The organism is Devosia indica (genome assembly GCF_003056405.1).
GTDB classification, from domain to species: Bacteria; Pseudomonadota; Alphaproteobacteria; order Rhizobiales; family Devosiaceae; genus Devosia; species Devosia indica.
In genome coordinates this window covers 69102-93140 of sequence record NZ_PYVZ01000003.1, presented here as the reverse complement: position 1 = coordinate 93140, position 24039 = coordinate 69102, and the positions used below count along the sequence as shown (strand labels likewise).

The 24039-nt window shown below is 60.9% G+C and carries 21 protein-coding genes; 10 read left to right on the top strand and 11 right to left on the bottom strand.

What is annotated here, in order from left to right; all coding sequences use genetic code 11:
• Nucleotides 1-96 precede the first annotated feature (96 nt).
• A complete protein-coding gene (locus DDE76_RS03830; RefSeq protein WP_104891518.1) occupies nucleotides 97-1947 on the top strand; it encodes an ABC transporter ATP-binding protein in 1851 nt (616 codons plus the stop codon).
• Nucleotides 1948-1983: 36 nt separating this feature from the next.
• Here DDE76_RS03830 and DDE76_RS03825 read toward each other — a convergent pair whose 3' ends face one another.
• The gene (locus DDE76_RS03825; RefSeq protein ID WP_104891517.1) at nucleotides 1984-3954 is read right to left on the bottom strand and encodes a putative bifunctional diguanylate cyclase/phosphodiesterase; all 1971 of its coding nucleotides are present in this window, start codon (nucleotides 3952-3954) and stop codon (nucleotides 1984-1986) included.
• Nucleotides 3955-4180: 226 nt separating this feature from the next.
• Here DDE76_RS03825 and DDE76_RS03820 point away from each other — a divergent pair, with 226 nt between their 5' ends.
• Nucleotides 4181-6700: a beta-mannosidase gene (locus DDE76_RS03820; protein ID WP_104891516.1), complete on the top strand. Its 2520-nt coding sequence runs from the start codon at nucleotides 4181-4183 to the stop codon at nucleotides 6698-6700.
• Between the two features lie 107 nt (nucleotides 6701-6807).
• Complete coding sequence (locus DDE76_RS03815) at nucleotides 6808-7722, top strand: DMT family transporter (RefSeq protein ID WP_104891515.1); 915 nt, start codon at nucleotides 6808-6810, stop codon at nucleotides 7720-7722.
• Here the strand turns inward: DDE76_RS03815 and DDE76_RS03810 are convergent.
• The 3 genes from DDE76_RS03810 to DDE76_RS03800 form a co-directional block, all read right to left on the bottom strand.
• The gene (locus DDE76_RS03810) at nucleotides 7719-9008 is read right to left on the bottom strand and encodes an NAD(P)/FAD-dependent oxidoreductase (RefSeq protein ID WP_104894703.1); all 1290 of its coding nucleotides are present in this window, start codon (nucleotides 9006-9008) and stop codon (nucleotides 7719-7721) included. The two genes, DDE76_RS03815 and DDE76_RS03810, sit on opposite strands and share 4 nt — an antisense overlap.
• Before the next feature lie 31 nt (nucleotides 9009-9039).
• Nucleotides 9040-10413 (bottom strand): FGGY-family carbohydrate kinase, encoded by a 1374-nt coding sequence (locus DDE76_RS03805; protein ID WP_104891514.1) that lies wholly within the window; start codon nucleotides 10411-10413, stop codon nucleotides 9040-9042.
• 75 nt (nucleotides 10414-10488) lie between these two features.
• Nucleotides 10489-10938: a universal stress protein gene (locus tag DDE76_RS03800; protein WP_104891513.1), complete on the bottom strand. Its 450-nt coding sequence runs from the start codon at nucleotides 10936-10938 to the stop codon at nucleotides 10489-10491.
• Between the two features lie 206 nt (nucleotides 10939-11144).
• Here DDE76_RS03800 and dusA point away from each other — a divergent pair, with 206 nt between their 5' ends.
• Nucleotides 11145-12134, top strand: coding sequence for a tRNA dihydrouridine(20/20a) synthase DusA (dusA, locus tag DDE76_RS03795; protein WP_104894702.1), 990 nt, complete (start codon nucleotides 11145-11147; stop codon nucleotides 12132-12134).
• A 96-nt stretch (nucleotides 12135-12230) separates the two neighbouring features.
• Here dusA and DDE76_RS03790 read toward each other — a convergent pair whose 3' ends face one another.
• Nucleotides 12231-12917, bottom strand: a complete 687-nt coding sequence (locus DDE76_RS03790) for a retropepsin-like aspartic protease family protein (RefSeq protein WP_104891512.1) — start codon at nucleotides 12915-12917, stop codon at nucleotides 12231-12233.
• 62 nt (nucleotides 12918-12979) lie between these two features.
• On the bottom strand, nucleotides 12980-13831 hold the full coding sequence (locus DDE76_RS03785) for an adenosylcobinamide-GDP ribazoletransferase (protein ID WP_104891511.1): 852 nt from the start codon (nucleotides 13829-13831) through the stop codon (nucleotides 12980-12982).
• Between the two features lie 65 nt (nucleotides 13832-13896).
• Between DDE76_RS03785 and cobT the strand changes: the two genes are divergently transcribed.
• Nucleotides 13897-14916: a nicotinate-nucleotide--dimethylbenzimidazole phosphoribosyltransferase gene (cobT, locus tag DDE76_RS03780; RefSeq protein WP_104894701.1), complete on the top strand. Its 1020-nt coding sequence runs from the start codon at nucleotides 13897-13899 to the stop codon at nucleotides 14914-14916.
• 15 nt (nucleotides 14917-14931) lie between these two features.
• Here the strand turns inward: cobT and DDE76_RS03775 are convergent, their stop codons facing one another.
• Nucleotides 14932-15606: a DUF6683 family protein gene (locus tag DDE76_RS03775; RefSeq protein WP_157955648.1), complete on the bottom strand. Its 675-nt coding sequence runs from the start codon at nucleotides 15604-15606 to the stop codon at nucleotides 14932-14934.
• A 73-nt stretch (nucleotides 15607-15679) separates the two neighbouring features.
• Nucleotides 15680-17212, bottom strand: a complete 1533-nt coding sequence (locus DDE76_RS03770) for a sensor histidine kinase (protein ID WP_245891790.1) — start codon at nucleotides 17210-17212, stop codon at nucleotides 15680-15682.
• Nucleotides 17213-17515: 303 nt separating this feature from the next.
• Here DDE76_RS03770 and DDE76_RS03765 point away from each other — a divergent pair, with 303 nt between their 5' ends.
• Together DDE76_RS03765 and DDE76_RS03760 are read left to right on the top strand one after the other, a co-directional pair.
• Complete coding sequence (locus tag DDE76_RS03765) at nucleotides 17516-17995, top strand: Lrp/AsnC family transcriptional regulator (protein WP_104894700.1); 480 nt, start codon at nucleotides 17516-17518, stop codon at nucleotides 17993-17995.
• Nucleotides 17996-18005: 10 nt separating this feature from the next.
• A complete protein-coding gene (locus tag DDE76_RS03760; RefSeq protein WP_104891508.1) occupies nucleotides 18006-18407 on the top strand; it encodes a VOC family protein in 402 nt (133 codons plus the stop codon).
• On the opposite strand, the gene DDE76_RS03755 is transcribed toward DDE76_RS03760, so the two are convergent.
• The 3 genes from DDE76_RS03755 to DDE76_RS03745 all read right to left on the bottom strand — a co-directional run bounded on the left by DDE76_RS03755 (nucleotide 18404) and on the right by DDE76_RS03745 (nucleotide 20978).
• A complete protein-coding gene (locus DDE76_RS03755; protein ID WP_104891507.1) occupies nucleotides 18404-19291 on the bottom strand; it encodes a phosphotransferase family protein in 888 nt (295 codons plus the stop codon). The two genes, DDE76_RS03760 and DDE76_RS03755, sit on opposite strands and share 4 nt — an antisense overlap.
• Nucleotides 19284-20297, bottom strand: a complete 1014-nt coding sequence (gene moaA / locus DDE76_RS03750) for a GTP 3',8-cyclase MoaA (protein ID WP_104891506.1) — start codon at nucleotides 20295-20297, stop codon at nucleotides 19284-19286. Before moaA ends, DDE76_RS03755 begins: the two co-directional genes overlap by 8 nt.
• A 93-nt stretch (nucleotides 20298-20390) precedes the next feature.
• Complete coding sequence (locus tag DDE76_RS03745; protein ID WP_245891789.1) at nucleotides 20391-20978, bottom strand: L,D-transpeptidase; 588 nt, start codon at nucleotides 20976-20978, stop codon at nucleotides 20391-20393.
• Between the two features lie 249 nt (nucleotides 20979-21227).
• Between DDE76_RS03745 and rpiA the strand changes: the two genes are divergently transcribed.
• The 3 genes from rpiA (at nucleotide 21228) to gor (ending at nucleotide 23982) form a co-directional block, all read left to right on the top strand.
• Entirely contained in the window at nucleotides 21228-21926 is a 699-nt protein-coding gene (gene rpiA, locus DDE76_RS03740) for a ribose-5-phosphate isomerase RpiA (RefSeq protein ID WP_104891504.1), read from the top strand.
• A gap of 20 nt (nucleotides 21927-21946) precedes the next feature.
• On the top strand, nucleotides 21947-22474 hold the full coding sequence (locus tag DDE76_RS03735) for a DUF2059 domain-containing protein (protein WP_104891503.1): 528 nt from the start codon (nucleotides 21947-21949) through the stop codon (nucleotides 22472-22474).
• 134 nt (nucleotides 22475-22608) lie between these two features.
• Entirely contained in the window at nucleotides 22609-23982 is a 1374-nt protein-coding gene (gor, locus tag DDE76_RS03730) for a glutathione-disulfide reductase (protein WP_104891502.1), read from the top strand.
• The last annotated feature ends 57 nt before the right edge of the window (nucleotides 23983-24039 follow it).

Sequence of the window (24039 nt, the reverse complement as noted above, 5' to 3'; positions counted from 1 at the left end):
CCGTCGGCCAGTTATGCCTTGGCCTCAACCGCGTTTGAGGTCGCTCAGCTATGGCCGACCTAATACACACCGCTTTTGAACGAATGGTCTTAAGACATGTTGCGCTGGTTTGAATCACGACTGGACCCCTATCCCAAGGGTGATCCGGTCGAACCTCCCAAGGGACTGCTGGAATTCTGCCTCCACTATAGTGACGGAGCCAAGCGCTGGCTGGCCCTGATGGCGGTCTCCGCCGCTCTGGTGGCAATTGGCGAGATCATCGTCTTTGGCTTCATCGGGGACGTCGTGAACTGGCTGGCCGATGCCGATCCGGCCACTTTCCTTGAAACCGATGGCAGGAAACTGGGCCTGATGGGCGCGATGATCGTCATCATCCTGCCCGCCATCATGCTGGTGTCCACGCTCACCATGCACCAGACCCTGCTGGGCAATTTCCCCCAACGCATCCGCTGGATGGCGCACCGCTACCTGATCCGCCAGTCGATGAGCTATTTCCAGGATGAGTTTGCCGGCCGCATTGGCGCCAAGTTGATGCAGACCTCCCTGGCCGTGCGCGAAGTGGTCATGAAGCTGCTCGACATGCTGGTCTATGTCGTCGTCTATTTCACCGGCGCGGTGATCCTGGCAGCCTCTTCGGACTGGCGCCTGGCCATCCCCTTCCTGGTCTGGCTGGCCGCCTATGTGTCGATGATGATCTATTTCATCCCGCGCATGGGCAAGATTTCCCAGGCCCAGGCCGATGCGCGCTCGATGATGACCGGCCGCATCGTTGACAGCTACACCAATATCGCCACGGTCAAGCTGTTCAGCCATTCCAATCGCGAAGAGACCTACGCCAAGGAGGCTATGGATGGCTTCCTTGACACAGTCTATCGCCAGATGCGGCTGTTCACTGTGCTCAACATGCTGGTGCTCTGGTCCAACGCACTTTTGCTGTTTGCCGTTGGCGCCGTGGGTGTGTGGCTTTGGATGGGCGGATTGATGTCTCCGGGGTCGCTCGCTGTCTCCCTCGGACTGGTTATGCGCTTCCAGGGCATGAGCCAGTGGGTCATGTGGGAAATGTCGTCGCTGTTCGAGAACATCGGCACGGTCAAGGATGGTATCAATTCCATCTCTCTGCCGCGCGTCGTTCAGGACAAGCCCGAAGCCAAGGCCCTGCCGCGGGTCAAGGGCGATATCAAGTTCGAGAATGTCGCTTTCCATTATGGCAAGGCCTCAGGTGTCATCGAAGGGCTGAACCTGCACGTCCGCCCCGGCGAGAAGATCGGTCTGGTCGGTCGCTCGGGCGCCGGCAAGTCCACCCTCGTCAACCTGCTGCTACGCTTCTACGACCGCGCTGATGGCCGCATTCTGATCGATGGGGAGGACATTGGCGGGGTCACGCAAGACAGCCTGCGGGCCAATATCGGTGTCGTGACGCAGGATACGTCCCTCTTGCATCGTTCGGTCCGCGAAAACATCCTCTACGGCCGCCCCGATGCCACCGAGGAGATGATGCGGGCTGCTGCTGAACAGGCCGAAGCCGCAGAATTCATTGAGACACTGAGCGACCCGCAGGGCCGCAAGGGTTATGACGCCCATGTCGGGGAACGCGGTGTGAAACTCTCGGGCGGTCAGCGCCAGCGCATCGCCATCGCCCGCGTGCTGCTCAAGAATGCCCCGATCCTGGTGCTGGACGAAGCCACATCGGCACTGGATTCCGAGGTCGAGGCCGCCATTCAGGGGCAGCTGCAGATGCTCATGCAGGGCAAGACAGTCATCGCAATTGCGCACCGGCTCTCCACCATCGCCATGATGGACCGGCTTGTCGTGCTCGATAAGGGCATCATTGTCGAACAGGGCTCGCACACCGAACTGGTCGACAGCGGGGGCATTTACAGCCAGCTCTGGGCCCGCCAGTCCGGCGGCTTCCTCGATGTCGAGCAGTCCGAAGTCGCAGCGCAATAGATCGGGGAGGGCGGGGCCGCAGGTTCCGCCCTTCTCTTATCCGGCCGCCCGGCCCTCGCGCTGCACAGGCGTACGCTCCCGCCTCAGATAGGTCTCGACCTCGTCCACGGCCATTGGCCGGCCGAAGAAATAACCTTGCATGACAGTACCGCCCAGGGCGATCAGAGCCTGCAATTGCTCCTCGGTTTCGACTCCTTCGAACACGCAGGAAATGCCCAGATTGCGGCACAGATCGACCATTGTCTTGACGATGGCCCGGCTGGCAATGTCATTGGTGACTTCGGCGACAAAACTGCGGTCGATCTTGATCCGATGCAACGGTAATTTCTGCACATGGGTCAGGCTGGAATGTCCGGTGCCAAAATCGTCTAGCGCAATGCGCGCGCCAAGGCCGAGCAGGATGAGCAGCGACTGATTGGCCTGTTTGAGATCACGCATCGCAGCCGTCTCGGTCACTTCAAAATCGATCTGGCACGGTCCGCGTCCACGCTCGAACAACGCCACGATTTGCTCGATCGCGGTGGTCGAGCCGATGTCGTTGGCCGATAGATTGACGGAAAGCCTGATACTGGGTGGCAGCGTCCGGCCGATCGCCAGGGCCTTGCGCAACACGCATTGGGTAATCTTGCTGATCCGCCCGGTGCGCTCGGCCATGGGGATGAAATCTGCCGGAGAGATCTCCCCGAGCACCGGGCTGCGCCAGCGCGCCAGCACTTCGAAGCCGGTGGTTGCCCCAAGCGCAACGTCATATTGCGGCTGCAGCACCACATAGATTTCGTCGTCGAGATCGGCGGAATACAGCAAGTGCTCCATATGGCGCACCTTGCTGATCTCTCGTGCGTGAACCTCCGAGAAGACAACGGCGCTGCCTCGTGCCTCCCGCTTGGCGGCGGACAAGGCATAGTCGGCGCGGTCAAAAAGCTGGTCACCGGTGTCATCGGGTTGGGAAACGGCAAATCCTGCGGATGCTGTCAGGCGGATCACGCCCTCGGGTTGCTCGAAGGACAGGCGCATGGCGCCGCACAGGACTTCGCCTGCATGGACAAGGGTTTGCTGGTCAATCGGTCCAGCCAGGATCAAGCCGAATGTATTGCTTTCCAGCCGGGCCACAAACGTGTCTGCCCGCCGCAGCGACTCGATGCGCCGCGCCGCTTCCACAAGGACCCGGTCACCCGCCAATTGACCAAAGATCTGGTTGATTGATTTGAAGCCGTCCAGGTCGAGCCGCCCCACCCCGATCTGCCGCCCCTCGGCTTCTGCTCTTTGCAGGGCAAGGTCGAGTTGGCGGTCGAAGCTGCGCCGATTGGGCAGGCCCGTTAGGGTATCAATATTGGCCAGCCGCTGGTTCTCTTCGCCAAGGCGCTGGGTCTCCAATTGCCGCTGCGCAATGGCGCTGCGCGAGGCGACCAGGTCGGCAAAGTCGCGAGAATTGCTCAACAGGATGATCAGCAGCACTGTCACCACCAGCACCATGTTGATGGCGATCGCCCCCAAAGTCTGTTGGCCAGTCGCGATGAAGAAAACGGCGAAGGGCCCCAATACGCAGATGCCAACAGCCAGGGCGGCCGCCCGGACGTGCATCAGGCAGAACATGCAGCCAATGGTGGTGATGCCCATGTAGAAGGCGATCTGCGATTGCAGATAAGCATCGCCGTATGGATATAGGCTGAAGCTCCAGGCGGTGAAGCCGATGGCCAGGGCCGCACCCACCCAGATCATGGCACGCAGATTGGTACGTGCTTTTTGGGGATCCAGGACCTTATGCCTGTTTCGCCACCACATCAGCATCCGGACAACACACAGGGCTGCCAGAGCTGCAGGAACATAGACAGTCAGTTCCAGGGGGGCGACAGCACTATGCGTCCAGGCCACGATCAGTGTGTTGGACACCAGCATGACATACATCAGTGGAATTTGTCGGCTCAGGGCGCGCCATTGTGCCAGGGCGAGTTCAGGCGTGTCGGTCGGCGCCGAAACCAGTCTGGAGATGCGCGTGAGCAGTGACATGATGCTCGCCCTTCCTGCCGCAAGCCTATGCGGTCAAATCCTAATTTATCTGTAAAAACGTTTTCGGAATTCTCGCGGTGAGAAGGCCAGTTCGCCCGCGGGGACTGGTGCTTTGCGCACATTGCCCGGCAAGCATGGCTTGATATAACGTTGCATTGAAATCGATTGCAGAGACTGGTATTGGCCAGCGCAATTCGGCGCTTTGCCGACCCCGGAGGATAGATTCATGGCCGTCCCAACGCACAATTCCGCCCTTTATCTGGGCGGCGCATTCACTTTGACCGCAGACGCGCGCGGCCTTGAAACGACCATGAACCTGCCTGGCGATGTGCATCACGCCCTTCTGGCCGCAGATCTGATCCCGGATCCCTATTTCGGCGAGAACGAGAAGGAGGTCATGTGGGTCAATGAGACGGCCTGGAGCGTCGAGCGCCAGTTCACAGCCACGGACGCCGATATCGATGGCTACCTGACCCTGACGCTGGCAGAGGTCGACTGCATTGCCACCATTTTCCTCAATGGCGAGGAGATTGCCCGGACCGACAACAGCTTTGTACGCAACGATATCGATGTGACCGGCAAGGTGCATGCTGGCGAGAACACGCTGCGCATCGATTTTGACATCGCGCCGGAGGTGGCCAAGGCGCGCGCCGATGCCCATCCCTTTCCGATCCCCTTCACCAAGAACTACCAGACCAATGGACTAAAGGGCATCCATATGAATTTCATCCGCAAGGCGGCCTGCCATGCGGGTTGGGACTGGGGCATCTGCCTCATGCCCATTGGTGTCTATGGCACAATGAGCCTCAGGAAGGCGCGTCTGGCGCGGCAGGAAAGTGTCCAGGTCGATCAGGCCCATGGCCAGAATTCGGTCGAACTCTCGATAAAGACTCGGCTTTTCGCCTTTGCTCATGGAGAGGTTGAACTCGAGCACACCATTGATGGTCAGGTCATCACCGACAAGGTGGTGGTCCATAAGGGCGACAATGTCTTCACCCACAATGTGACCATTCAGAACCCGAGGATCTGGTGGCCGGCGGGGCAGGGTGAACAGCCGCTCTACGACCTCGCGACCAATCTCGAAGGCGAAGTGACCACCCGCAAGATCGGTCTGCGCCAGCTCGACTGGGTCGTTGAAAAAGACGAGATCGACCATTCCTTCAAGTGCCGCATCAACGGCCGCGACGTCACGATGATGGGTGCGAACTGGATACCGGCCGACGCCATCCCCAGCCGGGTCACCCCAGCCGTCATTCGCGATCTGCTCGAAAGCGCCAAGGCCGCCAACATGAACATGTTGCGCATCTGGGGCGGCGGGCAATATGAGCCCGACTGGTTCTACGATATGTGCGATGAACTCGGCATTCTCATCTGGCATGACTTCATGTTTGCCTGCATGAGCTATCCATCAGACCGCACATTCCTCAAAAGCGTCGAGACCGAAATCACCCAGCAAGTGCACCGGCTGAGCCACCATGCCTCGATTGCGCTTTGGTGCGGCGACAACGAGGTGATCGGTTCGCTCGACTGGTACCCCGAGACCAAGGCGGACAAGGAACGCTATATCGCCAATTACGACCGGCTCAACTCGATGCTGCACCGCATCGTCGAGGATGAAGACCCGGCCCGCCGCTTCTGGCCGTCCTCGCCTTCGCTGGGCTATATGGATTTCTCCGATGGCTGGCATTCCGACACCCGCGGCGACCTGCACTATTGGGACGTCTGGCACTCGGCCAAGAGTTTTGAAGCTTACCGCACGGTCAATCCGCGCTTTGCCTCCGAGTTCGGCTTCCAGTCCTTTACCTCCATGAACGTCGTGGAGACTTTTGCCGAAGAGAAGGATCGCAATCCGTCATCGCCCGTTATGGAAAACCACCAGCGCAATGCCGGTGGCAATGCGCGCATTCTGGAAACCATGACGCGCTACTTCCGCTTCCCGCGCGACTTCGAGCAGATGGTGTTCCTCTCTCAGATCCAGCAGGGTCTCGCCATTAAGACCGCCATCGAATACTGGCGCTCCACCAAGCCGCGCTGCATGGGAACACTCTATTGGCAGATCAACGACATCTGGCCGGTGGCAAGCTGGTCGAGCCTGGACTATGGCGGGCAGTGGAAGCTGATGCACTACATGGCAAGGCGCTTCTATAATCTGGTCAATGTAGTTGCAGTGCCCCAGATCACCGAAGTGCAGACCAATTCGCGCGGCACCCCGGTCGAGGGACAATTGCCCGACCAGATTGCTCTGCGGGCCATCAACGATACCGGCAAGCCGGTGTCGATCGCGCTGGAAGTAACAGCCGTCAAGGTGACGGGCGAAAGCCGCGTGGTCTTTTCCGGCAATTCGGCGGTTGGTCCGGATGCGGCCATCACGGTGGCCGATATCCCCTTCGGAGACCTGGCCGAAGACGAGTTCCTGTATTTCATCTGGAAAGACGCACAGGGCAACATCCTGGGCGAAAACGATTATTTTCCGAAGCCCTATAAGACCTATGAGTTGGTCGGGGCCGATATCCGCGCGGAATGGTCGGATCGTGACGGCAAGGCCGTGCTCACGCTTGAATCTGACAAACCGGCCTTCTTCACCACTGCCACCGTGGATGCTCCGGGCTATTTCTCGGACAATGCCATCACCCTGTTGCCCGGTCGGCCCGTGGACCTGACATTCATCCCGCGCCACGGGGCAGTGGTCAGTTCTGCCACGCTCGCTGGCTCGCTGAGGCTCCAGCACCTCGCAGAGACATTCTAGCGGCGCACGCTTCCATACAAGAAACTGCCGCCCGGTCATTGACTTGGGCGGCGCTCTTGTCCAGCCTTGCCGGTGGCCGCACCTCTCCGCGGCCTCTGGAACTCTAGATGTCTCGTCCCTATTCTCCGCCAGCAGAACAGCGTCTGCTGGGCATCGGTCTGGCGCTGGCCGCTTATTTCATGTTCACCGGCATCGACTCCTCGGCCAAGTGGCTTGGGATGGTCGGCATCTCCTTCATCCAGATCGTCTTCCTGCGCTATGCGGTCCACCTTGTGCTGGTCGCCACCATTCACCTGCCGCGCCATGGCCGCAGCATGGTGCGCTCGGGCAATCTTCGGCTGCAATTCTTTCGGGCGCTGGCACTGCTTGGCGCGACAAGCTGCAATTTCCTGGCCGTGCAATTTCTGCCGCTGACCGTCACCGGCTCCATCGCTTTCACGGTCCCGCTGTTGATCTGTGCCCTGTCGGTGCCGCTCCTGGGCGAACAGGTGGGCTGGCGCCGCTGGAGTGCCATCGCGGTCGGCTTTCTCGGTGTGCTGGTCATCGTCCGGCCCGGCACTGATGCCTTCCACCCCGCAACCCTGCTCTCGCTTGTTGCGGCCCTCAGCACCGCCTTCTACATGCTGCTCACCCGCAAGGTATCCAGCTATGATAGCGCTGCCACCAGCCAGTTCTATGTCGGCATCTTCGCTACGATGTTCCTCTTGCCGGTTGTGCCGTTCTTCTGGTCCTTCCCCAGCAGCGCCGATGGCTGGTTCGTGTTCTTTGCCATCGGCATGTTCGGCTTTGTCGGGCACCAGCTCATCACGGTGGCGTCCAGCCTGGCCCCGGCCACGGTGCTGGCACCATTTTCCTATTTCCAGATTTTCTTTCTGGCCGCGGCAAGCTGGATCATCTTCAACCAGCCGCCCGATATCTGGCTCTATGTCGGCGCGCCCATCGTCATCGGCTCCGGGCTCTATATCTGGCTGCGCGAACGCAAACTGGCCAAGCCCGAGACTGTGGTCGTTTCCGAGCGCTAGTTTTCGTCCACCTCTTCAAGCGGCTTCTGGCTCGCCGCTTCCCCGTGCGTGATCAGCCGCGCGCTGCGCTGCCCGGTGAGATAGATCCATAGCCAGCTCAGCGTGATGAAAATGCGGGTGCGGGTTTCAACCAGGAAGTAGATATGGGCAATGCCCCAGAGCCACCAGGCCGGCCAGCCTTTGACCTTGGTAAAGCCGAAATCGATCACTGCCGAACTCTTGCCAATGGTCGCCAGATCTCCGGCATGCTTGTAGCGGAACGGCTCTGCCGGGCGGCCCGCCAACTTCTGCTTGATCACTCGGGCGACATGCTTGCCCGCCTGCTTGGCCGCCGGCGCCACCCCGGGCACAGGCTTGCCATCCGCCTGCGTGACGCTGGCCACGTCACCGATCACGTAGACATCTTCTAGCCCCGGCACCGACAGATCGGGCGCGACTTTTACCCTCCCGGCACGGTCCCCCTCGATACCCAGCCATTTGACCACCGGCGACGCCGCCACGCCCGCCGCCCAGATCACGGTATGCGTCTCGATCCGCTGGTCGCCAAACCGGACACTCTGTGCGTCGATCCCGCTGACCATCCGGCCAAGCTCCACCTCGACCCCCATGCGCCGCAATGCCCTGAGCGTGTAGTCTGAAAGCTCCGGGTCGAAATTGGACAGCACCCGCTCGCCACCCTCGACCAGGACCACCCGCAAATCCTTGGGGTCGAGCGTATTGAACTGGCCTCTGATACTGGCCCGCCCTAGCTCGATGATGGCACCGGCCATCTCCACACCGGTCGGCCCGCCGCCGATAATCGTGAAGGTCAACAGGCCCTTGCGCCGTTCATCGTCCGTTTCACGCTCTGCCGCTTCCAGCGCCAGCAGCAGCTTGCGGCGGATCGCCGTCGCGTTTTCAACCGTCTTGAGTCCTGGCGCGAATGTCTCCCATTCGTCGTGGCCGAAATAGGCGTGCTGCGCGCCCGTGGCCAGCACCAGGCTGTCAAAAGGCTCCTGCGCGCCGTCTTCCAGCAGCACCCGTTTGGCCTTGGTGTCGACGCCACTCACCGTGCCCATCAGCACCCGCACATTGTCCTGCCGACGCAGCAGATGCCGGATCGGCCAGGCAACTTCCGACGGACTTAGCGCCGCCGTGGCGACCTGATAGAGCAATGGCTGGAACAGATGATGATTGCGCCGGTCGATCAGGACAATATCGACATTGGCCTTTCCCAGCGCCTTGGCCGCCGACAAGCCACCAAATCCCCCACCGACGATGACTACTTTATGTCTGGGGGATGGCATGTTGCGCTCCATTGGCTGCGGCGCGAGCGCATCAACCTTGTGTGCGCGCTCTCCACCTTTCGATATAGGCCTCAAGGTCCTCGGCTTGCAGAGCCACCACTGCATGGCTGCCCCCGGCCTCGGGCAGGACCCCACCGAACAACAGGCTGGCCCCCAGGCTCGTTCCCGTCGCATCGCCTGACGCAAACACCGGCACCCCGCTCAGATGCGCCAGCGCCTGCCCGAACAGCCGGTTGCGCGCCAGCGGCCCTTCCAGCGTGATGCTGCGGCCCAGGCCGCAGAGCTCCAGACAGGCGCGCGCGACCAGCGCCAGATAGAGCGAGGCGGCCACCGTGCGCTGACCCGGCGTCAGGCTGCCCGGATCACAGGTCCAGCGCCCGGTCTTGTCGCCAAATGGCCCCACCCCGGCTGCAAAACTCGGCAGTGCCTGCACGTCATTGGCGATGACAAAGGCCAGATCCGCCTCGGTTGGCTCCGCGATCTCGGGCACCATCGCATCGAATTCACGCCCGCCCATGAAACGTGCCGTGGGGACCGGTCGGCCATAGGCATCGACATTGGCCAGGCTATCCTTGGCCGGATCGAGCGCGCCCGTGTCACCGCCCACCGTCATCAGGATTGACCAGGTGCCGGTCGAGACAATGGTGAATGGCGCTTCCTGCCGGCCCAGATGCGGCACCAGCGAAGCATTGGAGTCGTGAATGCCGACGGTCACCGGGGTCTCGGCGGGCAATCCAGTTTCCGAAGCAATTTCGGCCCGCAGCGTGCCGATGACTGATGTAGCGGGTCTCACATCAGGAAACAGATTACGCCACCCCAGCGCGTCGACCATGCTGGAAAAATCGCCGCGATCCGGTGCCCAGAGATCGGTATGGCACCCCAGCGACGTCACCTCGCTCGCCAGTTCTCCCGTCAGCCGCCACGCCCAGTATTGCGGATAGGGCACAATGGCAGTGACCCTGGCGAAGTCTTCAGGAAACATCCGGGCCTGCCAAAAAAGCTGCGCGCCCCAGTTCAGCCCGTTCGGCAGGCGAGGGGACAGGCTCTCGGCAAAATTCGGGCGGATACCCGCATAGTCGGTGGCAACCTCTTCCGGCCCGTCAAATTCATAGTCGAGCACGGGCAGCGCCAGTTCATCGCCCGCCAGCAGCGCGCCTGTAGCGCCATGGGTGGTTATTGAAATGCCATCGACCCCATGGTCCTGGTGCAATGCCTTCAGCCCCTCCGACATGAAACGCCACAGCATCGCGACATCGGCATGCGGGTAGGGTCCATCCGTACGGATAGCATTCGGCACACTTTTCGCAGCGACCTGCATGCCAGTTGCGCTGTCGATCAGCACGACTTTGGCATTGGTCTTGCCGATATCGATGACAGCCACATGGCGGGGGGTGGTCTTGGTCATGGCCGAACCTGAATTGAACAGATGCGGGGGACTTAGACCATTTCGCGTCGCTATGCCACCACTGACATGTTAGCTCTATTTCACCACCAGAACCGGCATATCGGCATGGGCCAACACCTCGGCGGCCTGGCTGCCCAACAGCAGGCGCCCAAGGCCCCTTCGCCCATGCGAGCCCATGACCACTAGATCCGCAGAAATCTCCTTGGCCGCGTGCAGAATGCCCTCTGCAGCGTGGCTGTTGGCCACATGCATCTGGGAGAGGTGAGCACCGGTTTCCCCGGCGATCTTTTCCGCGTCGGCCAGAATACCCTTGGCCGTTTCTTCCTTGGCCTTGTCGAGATCCTCGATGATCGAGCTGGTATCGACCATCATGATCTCGGCGCCCGGTGCAACGACGATGGAAGGCTCTGTCACTGTCACCGCCGTCACCTTGCCACCCGTCTTGGCGGCCAGCGCGAGCGCATGGCGCAGTGCCTTATTTGCGAGGTCAGACCCGTCGACACCGCACACGATATTGGAATACATGGCGAACTCCCTTGACGCTTAATTGTGTTCCCACACTGCATCAACGCATGGCATCACGCTTTGATCCAGATCAGTCGCGAGATTGCATAGGTGGGCCTTCCGCACTATTTCGGTGCCGGATGATGCCCTATTGGTGGCCCACCACCTGATCAAACCCATGGAGCGGCGGTTTTTTGCAGCAGCTAAGCTTACACAGTGCGACCACCCTGGAACGGTCCCGCCGATTCTCGGTGGCGCCGATGATGGACTGGACGGATCGGCATTGCCGCTTCCTCCATCGCCTGTTGACGCGCCATAGCCTGCTCTTCACCGAAATGGTCAATTCCGGCGCCATCGTACATGGCGATGCCGAACGCCATTTGCGCTTCCATGAAACCGAGCATCCTGTGGCGCTCCAGCTTGGCGGCTCCGACCCCGCGGAACTGGCCAAGGCGTCGGCGATTGCCGGGACCTTCGGCTATGACGAGATCAATCTCAATGTCGGGTGCCCGTCCGATCGGGTGCAGTCCGGACGCTTCGGCGCTTGTCTGATGGCCGAGCCCGATCTGGTCGCCACCTGCGTCCGCGCCATGCGCGACGCCACGGACCGACCGGTAACCGTTAAATGCCGCATCGGTATCGACGATCAGGACACCGAAGAGAGCCTTGATCGCTTCGCTGACGCCATGGTCGAAGCGGGGGTTGATGCGCTCTATGTCCATGCCCGCAAGGCCTGGCTTCAGGGGCTCAGCCCCAAGGAAAACCGCACTATCCCACCGCTCGACTATCCGCGTGTGCACCGGCTGGCCAAGCGGCTCGCCCCGTTGCCCACCATGATCAATGGCGGTATCGAAACGCTCGACCAGACCATGGAACATCTGGACCACATGGATGGCGTCATGCTGGGGCGCGCCGCCTATCACAATCCCATGCTGCTGGCCGAGGTCGACGCGCGGGTCTTTGGTGACTCTTATCCGGCTCAGGACCTGGCCGGGATCATGGCGCTGATGGCGGACTACGCCGAAGGCGAGCTGCAGGCCGGTGTCCGCCTCAACAACATTGCGCGCCACATGCTTGGCTTGGCCAATGGCAGGCCTGGTGCTCGCCAGTTTCGCCAGATCCTGAGTGTCGATGCCTGCCGCCCAAAGGCGGGGCCGGACGTGTTTGCGCGCGCGCTGGCCGCAGTCGAAGACCGGGCGCTGGCCGCAACGGCCTGAAACATGTTTCCCGAAGGTGGCCAACAGTTTCGGGACAATGACAGGCGCAAAAAGGTCTAAAGCACAAGGCGCCGATCTGAAAGATCGCGGCGCGGTTTAGTCCACCAGTTCCAGCGAGTTCTGCGTCACGCTGTAGCGGCTGAGCGTTTCGAGGAAAGTCATGCCGAGCAGGCTCGTTTCCAGCGCTCCGGGCTCTGTGACGAAAGCCGTCAGGTTCTGCCGCACGATGCCACCCACCTCGATGCTGTCGAGCCGGGTTCTGGCGGCCAGGCCCTGGCCATTGGCTGTCGAAACCGGAACCGTGTAGCGCAGCCCTTCAACGTTCAGGCCCGCCGCTTCCGCATCCGCAATAGTCAGCACCACGGCGCTGGCGCCGGTATCGAAGATCATCGGCGTCGTGTGGCCATTGATCGTAGCATTGACCTCGAAATGCCCGCCCATGCCGCGCCGGAAGATCGCGGTACCTGCCTCGCTGTCCACCAGCGCAACACCAGGCTGTAGTTCCCCCGCGACCCGGCCGACAACGCCCAGCAATTCGTCGCGATAGGCATAGGTCACCATGGCCACGCCAAACAAACCCACCCAAAGCAGAAGGCCGCCCACCAGTTCGGAGGCGCGGTGGCGGCGGGTGAACAGGCCCCCCGCGAAGATGATGAGCAGCACCAGCAGCGGAACCAATTGTGCTGTCTGCATCTGGTTCAGGCCCACCATGCTCCCGACGTCGGCACTGATCAGCAGCACGATGCCGGCGGCAATGATCAGTGCGATGCCGATAAAGCCCATCAGATTTGCCCTTTCACATTTCCCTTCCCGATTAAGGGCGTGGGCGCGGCGATTTCAAGGCATCACGCGAAGATCAGCAGCACGGTCAGGGCTGCGACTTCGCCCAAACCCGCAGCCGCCCCGATCAGGTCCCCGGTTTGTCCCCCCACCAGTCGTTTGCAGATGGCCGTCCACCCCAATACGACAAGGACAACGGACAGTGCCGAGAAGATCACCCCAAGCAGGCTCGATGCCGGCGCCCCGATCACGAAGACCAGTATCAAAGCGAGCGCCGCCCCGATCCAGAATTGGGACGCGGGCAGTTTGCCCGCTTCGGCGGCAGCGCCATCGGCGCGGGCAGGGGGCAGTGCAACAGCTACCCACAATGCGCCCGATCGCCCCGCGATATTGGCGGCCAGCCAAAGCGCGGCGGCGGCCAGCGGATTGATCGTTGCTACACTGCCAATGGCCGTCACCCTCAACACCAGAAACAGGCACAGCGCGGACACACCATAAGTCCCCTGCCGGCTGTCTTTCAGGATTTCAAGCCGCCGCTCTGGCGTCGATCCACCAAACAGCCCATCGGCAGCATCGGCGAGCGAATCCTCCATCATGCCGCCACCGACCACCACCATGGCCGCGACCGACAAGGCCGCCGCAAAATTTCCGGGCAGGCCCAGCCATACCCCGGCGAGAAGCAGGATTGGGCCAAGACCGATCACCACCGAGGCAAGTGGCAGGGCCATGGCTATCCGCCCAAGATCAGGCTTTTCATGTGGCGTGTCGCCCGTGGGCAGGCGCGAAAAGAACCGCAGTGCCATCACTAGGTCGTCCTTGAGACCTAGGCCGCCGCGAGCGGCTTGCGGCGCATGGTCCTCGCGATTGGCAGTGTCGATCCGCCCTGCCTCGCCGGTTCTGGCCCCGTTCTCGCTCAATTGCTTTTCGCTCCGTTATGGGCAACAAGACGCGCGCCTTCCTACCATATCGCGCCGGACCTGCCATGCCACTCAACCCTGCCTTTGCTGACATTGTCGAATTGCTTGTGGCCGTGCCCGATGGCGATGAACAGGCTGTGACCGCTGTCCGGCAACGTGATGCCCAACTGACCAAGCCCCCCGGTTCGCTGGGCCAGCTTGAAGGGCTGGTGGAGTTCCTGGCGCGCTGGCAGCATCGCTCAAAGCCGCGCCTGGACAATCCCATGGTCACCATCTTCGCCGGCAATCATGGCGTGACCGACCAGGGCGTTTCCGCTTTCCCGCGCGAAGTTACCGCCCAGATGGTCGCTAATTTCACCAATGGCGGCGCCGCGATCTCACAGATCTGCGGCCTGCACGAAATCAATCTGCGGGTTTTCGAGCTGGCGCTGGAACTGCCCACCGGCGACATCACAAAGGAGCCCGCGCTGGATGACCAGATGTGTGCTGCCACCATCGCCTATGGCATGGAGGCGGTCGCGGGCAAGCCGGACCTGATCTGCCTTGGCGAAATGGGCATCGGCAACACCACGATTGCAGCCGCCATCTATGCGGCCCTCTATGGTGGCAATGGCGCAGACTGGGTTGGTCGCGGTACCGGCGTTGACGATGAAGGCCTCAAGCGCAAGGCCGATGTTGTTGACCGCGCCCTGGCGCTGCACAGGGCCGAGCTCGACCACCCACTGGCCATTCTGGCCCGCCTCGGTGGCCGTGAGATTTGCGCTATGCTCGGTGCCCTGGTGGCCGCGCGGCATCAGAAAGTGCCAGTCATCATCGATGGTTATGTTGCCACCACGGCCGCAGCCATCGCTCACGCCGTCAATCCGGCGGCCATCAATCATTGCCTGTTCGCCCATGTCTCGGCCGAGGGCGACCATGCACGGGTGCTTTCGAAGATGGGGCAGTCCGGCCTGCTTGATCTGGGCATGCGCCTGGGCGAGGGGAGTGGTGCCGCGCTTGCAGCAGTCATGGTCAAGACGGCCCTGCACCTGCACAACAACATGGCGACCTTTGAGGGCGCATCTGTCAGCGGCAAGTCTGTCTAGATCAGCCAGAGCGCTTCAATCAAGCGATGATGCGCTCTGGTCGTCCTGAGGCCGCCCCTCGAACCCGTTGGGGCCGGGCGCCAGGTCAAGCAAGTTGACATTCATCTGGTTGCGGAAGCGCGCCACCGCGGCCATGGCCAGCGCGTAGAGGGTCTCGAGGTCCTTTTGCGCAAGCGCAGTGTTGAGCGCAGCGTGCTCGACCAGGAAGTTGAGGACATAGCCCTCTGCCATTTCCTGGCGCTGCTGGTCGCTCAGCCTGAGGAAAGTCGGATCATTGGCAAAGGCCTGGCGCAATTGCTGTTGGACCGGACGGCTGTCGACTTCGACACTATAGGCGCCATTTGCCGCCACCCAGTTGAGCACCCAATAGGCGGTCAGGGCGTCGGCTACATTGTTGGTCGTGAGTCCATCGGGCGCAACCAGTTCCTGCCAGATCTCGCTCGGACTGCGCTCGGCAAACGCCTCCGCCAGATTATCCCGTACCTCGGCTCCGGCTGACCACCGAATGCGTGAGAGAAACTCACGCTGCATCCGCGCCGATATGCTGGGAGATGGCCGATAGCTGGTATCGAACTCCACTGCGTCCGCTGTTGCAGGAGCATTCTCAACCGCCTGGGGCAATTGCTGTGCAAGGGCCCCTAGAGGCGGCGCCAGCAGCAAGAGAGCTGTCAGAAATGGGCGTATGAGCATCGAGCCTCCAAACACGCGATCCTCAGTGTGATCGCGGCAAAATTTCGGCACGCAGCAAATGGCCGGGCAGTTTTCAGCCAGCTTCCGAGTAGATTTCCAGCCGATTGCGCTTTTCCACAACGGGCGCCAGTGCATCCATCACCCGGGCGCGCGGGAAGGTGGCGATCACCTCGGTGCCGAAACGCAGCTTGGAAAACAGGTCGAACCGGCCCTGATGCAGGTCCATGATCTTCTGCACGATCGGCAGGCCCAGACCAGCACCTTGTTCGGCGGTCTTCTGCGCCAACGATCCCTGGCCGAACGAGGACAGGACAGTCGCGATTTCGCTCTCGGGGATGCCCGGACCATTGTCCTTCACCGAAATCAACTGACCGCCATCGCCACTGCGCTGCACCACGAGCACGATTTTGCCCTGCTGCGGGGTAAACTTGATTGCGTTGGAGAGCAGGTTCAGCACCACCTGCCGGATCGCGCGCTCATCCCCCCACAGCCGGGGCAGATTATCGCCCACGCTGAACACCAGCTCGATATTCTTGGACTTGGCGCGCAGCTCCATCATCCGCCGGCAGTCGTCGGCAATATCGACCAGCGACACGACCTCTTCATTGAGCTCATACTTGCCCGCCTCGATGCGGCTGAGATCGAGCAATTCGTTGATCAGGTTGAGCAAATGCTGCCCGCTGGCGTGAATGTCACCCGCATACTCCTTGTATTGCGGCACCTGGTGCGGACCGAGCAATTCGGATTTGAGCACTTCGGAAAAGCCGATAATGGCGTTGAGCGGCGTGCGCAGTTCATGGCTCATCGTGGCCAGGAACTGGCTCTTGGCGATATTGGCCTGCTCGGCGTGCCGGCGCGCTTCGTCCGACATGTTGCGCGCCTCTTCCAGCTCGTAAATCAGCGTATCTTTTTCGGCCTGGTGGGTGATGGTTTCCAGTTCCGAATTGTGCAGTTGCCGGGCCAGGTAAACGAAAAAGATCTCACCGCAAATGGATACTGCCGCCAGCGTATAGTTGAGCGTGCCGCCCAGCGCGATCAGCGAGATCGACACCGTTGTCGTGACTGGCAGCGTGCTCATCAGCGTGGCCGGGGGCAGGGTATGGGTGGCAATGGCATTGCTCGCGATACTCACCAGCACCATGGCGAACATCACCGGCGCCAGCGCCTCGGGGTCGGTCACCAGGGTAAACAGTGCCAGCAGCGATAGTGCTAACCCGCCCAAGCTCTCAGCCGCCACAAAGCTGGTGGTCCAGCGCGCGGCATTGAATTTATGCAGTTCGACCGATTTGAACCGCCGCGCCGTGACCACCACCACCAGGAGGCTCGAAATGACCAGGCCTGCCCAGATGGTCGTGACCATCAGGGGCACCCAGAAACTCGCGACAATGGCCAGAATGCTGACAATGGCAGCCATGGGCATCGCCGCACCGATCCGGGAATCGGCATAGTCATGCATGAGTTCGAAGTCGAAATCGGCGCGCGTGCCAGAGCTCGACGTCAGCCGCTGACGTGCCTCAAGCACGGCTTTCTGTGCTGTACGCTTGCCGTCACGTCCGGGGCGTGCGCGGACACTGGCGTCGTGGACCGACATGGAAGACTTACTCATTTACTCGATACTGCGAACAAAAACGCGCTCGCGACGCTCTGGATCGAACCTTAGGGGCGCCTTGGTTAACAGGGCGTGAAACCGTCCCGCCAAGATCCTGCCCATTCAGCCATTTGAAACGACATCGCTCAAGAATGCGCTGGCCTGTTGGCGCACGACAGCGTTAATATAGTCCTGCGACATTTCCTCGATTGCCACGCGCAATAATATTGCCCCGCTACCGCGATTATGGCACTTGTGTTGGCGTTGATGGTCAATTTCTATTGGCTGCACGAAATCTGATTTCAAGAGATCGAGATGGCATTGGACAAGATCGACCGGAAAATCCTCACGCTCCTGCAACGGGATGCCACCATGCCGGTGGCCGAGATTGGTCGAAAGGTGGGGCTTTCCACCACCCCCTGCTGGCGCCGCATCCAGAAGATGGAGGAAGACGGGATCATCCAGCGTCGCGTGGCCGTACTCGACCCGGTCAAGGTCAATGTCGGGGTCACTGTCTTCGTGTCGGTCAAGACCAACGAACACAACGATTCCTGGATGCGCAAATTCTCCGGCGTGATCGATGAATTCCCCGAAGTCGTTGAATTCTATCGCATGAGCGGCGATGTCGATTATCTCATGCGTGTCGTTGTTCCCGACATCGGTGCCTATGACACCTTCTACAAGCGCCTGATCAGCAAGATCAATTTGACCGATGTCAGCTCGGCCTTTGCCATGGGGCAGATCAAGTACACCACGGCCCTGCCGCTTGATTTCGCCATCATCTCCGATGATGACAAATAGGCCTTGAACCATGTTGCTCGGCTTTGAACATGTCGGCATGACCGTGAGCAATATGGAGCGTGCCATCGACTTCTATTGTGGACTGCTCGGTCTGCGCCTGAAGTTTCGTAGAACCACGGCGGGCGGTGAGCTCGCCTTTCTCGATGCCGGTGGCGGCATGCTCGAGATTGCGGCGCCTGCCATAGAGGTCGGGCCATTTCGGGATGTCCCTCATTCCGAGGCGGGATTTCGTCACATCACCCTGGCCTATGACGATGTGGACGCCATGATCGAAACGCTTGAAGAGGCTGGCGTGGAGATCACCGAGCGGCCCCGGGCAGCCTATAATAGTGAGATGATCAAGCGAGTGGCATTCGTGCGGGATCCTGACGGAGCGCTTGTCGAGCTGATCGAACGCGCGGAGGGACGCTAGAGCGCTTCGGCAATCGCCGAACACCGCTGCATTGCCCAATCAGTCAGCCGCGCATCACCATCTGCGAACGCCTCATGCAGGGTCTCGAGTCCGATCCGCAATTGGTAGCAGGTCAAGATTTCCCGTTCCGCCAGGCGCCAGGGTTCAAGCTGCTCGAAATAACGGCATTGCTGCTCCATGCAGTCGAGCCAGCTCCGCCAGAACAGAATATTGGCCACATCATAAAGCGGGTCGCCAATCCTGGCTTCGGACCAATCCAGTACACCGCTGACCAGCCCATGCTGCACCAGCACGTTGTTTGATCCGAAGTCGCCATGCACCAGCCCCTGGCGCTGCGGCAGGCTGGCGACACATCCCGCCACAAGGTCCGTCCAGCGATCAATTGAGTTGTGCGCGCCGGTACTGGCCTGGCGCCAGTCCAGCCGCGTGACCGTCGCAACAAAGTCCGGCCAGCTTGCCTGCGTGGCCATCAGCGGGGTGGCTGCCAGACGGTGCAGAATTGCCTCGTCGAGCCCGGCAAGTTGATCCAGGATCTGCGCAATGGCACTGCCGAATGCAAAGGCGCCGCCCTTGGGCAGAGCTTGCAGTGTGTCACCGGGCAGGAGCCGGGAAACGCAGGCAAAACGGTCATCCTCCAGCGGGGCGATCAGCACGACGTCTGGCACCGGAATGGCGCTGTCGGACAACGCCGTACCGATAAGCCGGTCCATCTCGAAGCCCTCCGCCGTCGCGTTGACGCGAACGACGAGAGCCTCTTCCCCGTTTTCTAAGGCGAAAGCCCGTGATTCCTCGCCTTCCGTCAGTTGCCGCGATAGCCCTCGGAGGGGGAATGCACTTTCGAGAAACCGGTCCAGAGCTACCGCCGAAAACTCCGGTTTAGCCACCCGTCACGCTCATATGCCGCGCCACGGCGGGCTCTGTACGGGTCCGGTCCAGCACGAAATCATGGCCCTTTGGCTTGATGATCATGGCATGGTCCAGCGCGGCGTCGAGGGCTTCAGCGCCACCATTGCGCCAGGCATCGCGCAGATTGACCTGATCATCCTGCCCCAGGCAAAGATAGAGCTGCCCTGTGGCCGTCAGGCGCACCCGATTGCAGCTTTCGCAGAAATTGTGGCTCATCGGGGTGATGAAGCCCAGCGTCCCACCGGTCTCGGCGACATGTACATAGCGCGCCGGTCCGCCCGTGCGCTTGTCCAGCTTGGTGAAGCTGTAGCGGCGTGCCAGCCGGTCATGCAGTTCACGCAAGGGAAGATAGGTATCGACCCGGTCGATGCCGACCTCGCCCAGCGGCATGCCCTCGATCAGCGTCAGCCCCATGCCGCCACCATGCGCCCAGTCCATCATGGTTTCGATTTCGTCGTCATTGACGCCGCGCATCGCTACCATGTTGATCTTGATGGCCAGGCCCGCTGCCTGGGCGGCGCCAATCCCGGCCAGCACATCGCCCAGCCGGCCGCGTCGGGTGACCTGCGCAAATCGCGCTTCATCGAGCGTATCGAGCGAGACATTGAGGCGACGTACCCCGGCGGCAAACAACCCCTCTGCGTGCTTCTGGAGCTGGCTGCCATTGGTCGTGATGGTCAATTCGTCCAGGCCGTTGCCGATCCGGCCGCCCAGAGTGCGCACCAGGTCCATGATATCGCGCCGCACCAGCGGTTCGCCGCCGGTCAGCCGGATTTTGGTCGTGCCGCGGGCAATGAAGGCGCTAGCAATGGCCTCGACTTCCTCGAAGCTGAGTACATCCTTTTTGGGCAGGAAGGTCATGTCCTCGGCCATGCAATACACACAGCGGAAGTCACAACGGTCCGTCACCGAGATGCGCAGATAGGAAATGCGCCGGCCGAAACTGTCGACAAGGGGGCGCTGAGGTGTGGACGAGCCTGTCATGTCCTCAGCTTATCCCGCTGATCCGCCAACGCAAAGCGCCCAAAAGAAAAGAGCCGCCAAATTGGCGGCTCTTGCTGAAAATCTGTGTCTTGATCAGTGATTGACCACGATCAAAGCACCGACGCGGACTCGCTCATAAAGATCGATCACATCGTCATTGGTCAGGCGAATGCACCCCGAGGACACCGCCTGGCCGATGGACCAGGGCTCGGAAGTGCCATGCACGCGATATAGCGTCGAGCCGATATAGAGCGCCCGTGCGCCGAGCGGATTGTCTGGGCCACCGGGCATATAGGCCGGCAGATCTGGCACGCGCTTGCGCATGGCCGGCGGCGGCGTCCAGCCCGGCCACTCGGCCTTGCGGGTGATGCGGTGGGTGCCGGCCCAGCGGAAACCGTCGCGGCCGACGCCAATGCCGTACTTCATGGCCTTGCCGTCTTCGAGCACCAGATAGAGCCGGCGTTCGCTGGTTTCGATAACAATCGTGCCAGGCTTGTGATTGGTTTCGTAATCCACGACCTGCTTGCGGATGGAGCTGCTGCCGGTCCGGCCGCTGGCTGAACGTTCCTCGAACTTGTTGGTGTCCGGGTTATACCACAGGGCCGCGCTTGACGGCAGTACGGTGCTGACCGCCAGCAAGACTGCCATGCCAAACGCCAATACAAATCTTGTGATGCTCATGCTTCCACTTGGCCTCTCAAATACGCAGCCCTGATTCGGGCCTGCGACTATTTGCGCTACTTACTTGGTCTCGATCGGGGCCGAAAGGGACCTGCCCAGTTTCCGCCACATATGCGTTATCATCGCCACATTGTGTTGCCAGTCGGTTACACCTGCGAGTCACCAATCCGTGAACACCCAACTTTCGGATGCTTGACAGTCATAGTGCCCCGCTGCCAAACCCGCCGAAATTGGCGAAAGGACTGACCAATGAGCGAAGCGCTGAAGCGCGAGGCTGCGGCTCGGGCCGTCGCCGAGATTACCTCCGGCATGAAACTGGGCCTGGGCACCGGTTCGACGGCGCGGCACTTCGTGGAACTGCTCGGCGAGCGCGTGGCGCAGGGCTTGGAGATAGTGGGCGTTCCCACCTCGGAAGCCACCGCCCGGCAGGCCCGGGAATGCGGCATCCCCCTGACCGATCTGGATAGCCTTGATCGCCTGGACCTCACTGTTGATGGGGCAGACGAAATCGATCCGTCTCTCAACCTTATCAAGGGAGGCGGTGGTGCGCTGCTGCGCGAGAAGATCGTGGCGGCGGCGTCTGACGCCATGATCGTGATTGCTGACAGCTCCAAGATCGTCGACGCGCTTGGTCGGTTCCCTCTGCCCATTGAGGTCAACCGCTTCGGCCTGGGCGCGACACGACATGCGATAGCGGCAATAATGAAGCACCATCATGCCCAGGGTGAGCTGAAATTGCGGACCTCCGGCAATGGCGAACCTTTCCTGACCGATGGGGGGCACCTCATCCTGGATGCATTTTTTGGCCGCATTTCGCAGCCAGAAGCCCTCTCAAACGAGCTTCTGGACATTCCGGGCGTGGTCCAGCATGGACTGTTCCTGAAAATGTGCCGCAAGGCTTATGTGGCAACGCCGAATGGCGTAGAAACACTTCTCAAGGGCAACTGACCAGCGTGGGACGAGACAAGATGGCATTGTGGAATATTGGAAACTGGGCACGCAGTGCCAGGATGATGGCGCTGGCTGCACTGGTTGCCGGTACTTTTGGCTCGGCTGTTCCGGCTTTCGCCCAGGAAGTGGCGCCCGAGCAGCTTGCCATGGCGCGTAAATATATTGACCTGACCGACCGCGGCGCCGTGTTCGAAACCACAATTGTGGAAATGGGCATCGATACGATGCGCCAGATCATCACCCAGAATCCGGAAATCCAGGAAGAGACCAGCGACGCCATCGGCGAGGTCATCAAGACCTATAACGGCCGCAAGGGTGAGCTGCTCGACCAGTTTGCCCGCGTTTACGCAATCTACTTCACCCTTGAGGAACTGACAGAAATCGTCGCCTTCTACGAGTCGCCGGTCGGCCAGAAACTGGCCACCGCCAATTCCGAACTGAATGCCGATGTTCGTCGCGTGCTGCAGGTTTATACAAACAATCTGCGCACCGAATTTTTCGCCAAGGTGCGCGCCGAGCTGCGCGATCAGGGCATCGAGCTCTGATCCTCCGGTCTTGCCAGACATCGACCCCGCTTTGTGCGGGGTCTTTTTTTGTGCAAAGCCGGAACTATATTCATCGGCATTAGACGATATAAGACCGGCATGCTGTGATGCGCTGAACCGAGCAGGGGACTGAAATGGATTTCGACTATGATCTGATCGTCATTGGCGCCGGTTCCGGCGGCGTCCGCGCGGCGCGCATGGCTGCGACCTATGGCGCCAGGGTGGCCATTGTCGAAGAGTTCCGTGTTGGCGGAACCTGCGTCATTCGTGGTTGCGTGCCCAAGAAACTCTATGTCTATGCCGCGCGCTTCCGCGACCAGTTCGATATTGCACAAAGCTTTGGCTGGCAGGTCGACGCCAGCTTTGATTGGCCGACCCTGGTTGCCGCCAAGGAAAAGGAAATCACGCGGCTCGAACACGCCTATGTCAGCAATCTGGAAAAGCCCGGTGTCGAAATCATCCGCGACCGTGCCGAAGTGACTGGTCCCAATGGCATTCGTCTGGTGCGCGACGGGCGCGAACTGAGCGCCAAATTTATTCTGGTGGCCACCGGCGCGCGGCCCTTCATTCCCGATATTCCGGGCGCCGAATTCGGCATCACCTCCAACGAGGCCTTTGATCTGCCCAGGCTGCCGCACTCCATCCTCATCGAGGGCGGGGGCTATATCGCTGTCGAGTTCGCCACCATCTTTGCCGGCCTGGGTGTCAACACTACCATTATCCATCGAGGTGACTGCATCCTGCGTGGCTTTGATGAGGATATGCGGCGTGGTCTGGAAGCGGGCCTCACCGAGCGCGGTATCCGCTTGATCTATCAGACCACCATCAAGTCGCTGGCCAGGACCGGTGATGATGTGACGGCCACGTTCAGCGACGGCGTCTCTGCTCCCTACGGGGCCGTCATGTTCGCCACTGGCCGCCGCCCCAATATCGACGGTCTCGGTCTTGAAACCGCTGGGGTGAAGCTCACCGAGCATGGCTCGATCGCTGTTGACGACTATTCGCAGTCTTCCGTGCCCTCCATCTACGCCGTCGGTGACGTCACCGGGCGCGCCCAACTGACTCCGGTGGCGATCCGCGAAGGCTGGTACTTCGCCGAGACCGTGTTCAATGACAATCCGCTCAAGGTCGATCACTCGTTGATCCCGACTGCGGTCTTTGCCGAGCCGGAGATCGGTACCGTCGGTCTGACGGAAGCCGAGGCTGCGACCCATGGTGATATCGATGTCTATGTCTCGCGCTTCCGCCCCATGCAGAACACGCTTTCGGACCGCACCGAGCGGATGGTCATCAAGCTCATCACCGAGAAGGATGAGGGCAAGGTGCTCGGCGTTCATCTTCTGGGTCCAGGAGCCGCAGAAATGATCCAGCTCGTCGGCATCGCCGTCAGCATGGGCGCCAGCAAGGCCGATTTCGACCGCACAATAGCCCTGCATCCCTCTGCCGCCGAAGAGCTGGTGACCTTCAAATCGCCCAGCTATTCCTACCGCGACTGCAAGCGCGTCTGACCCTTTCCGCTTGGCAGGGGCGCTCTGGCTTGCTAGATCGCCCTCACTCATCCTGCC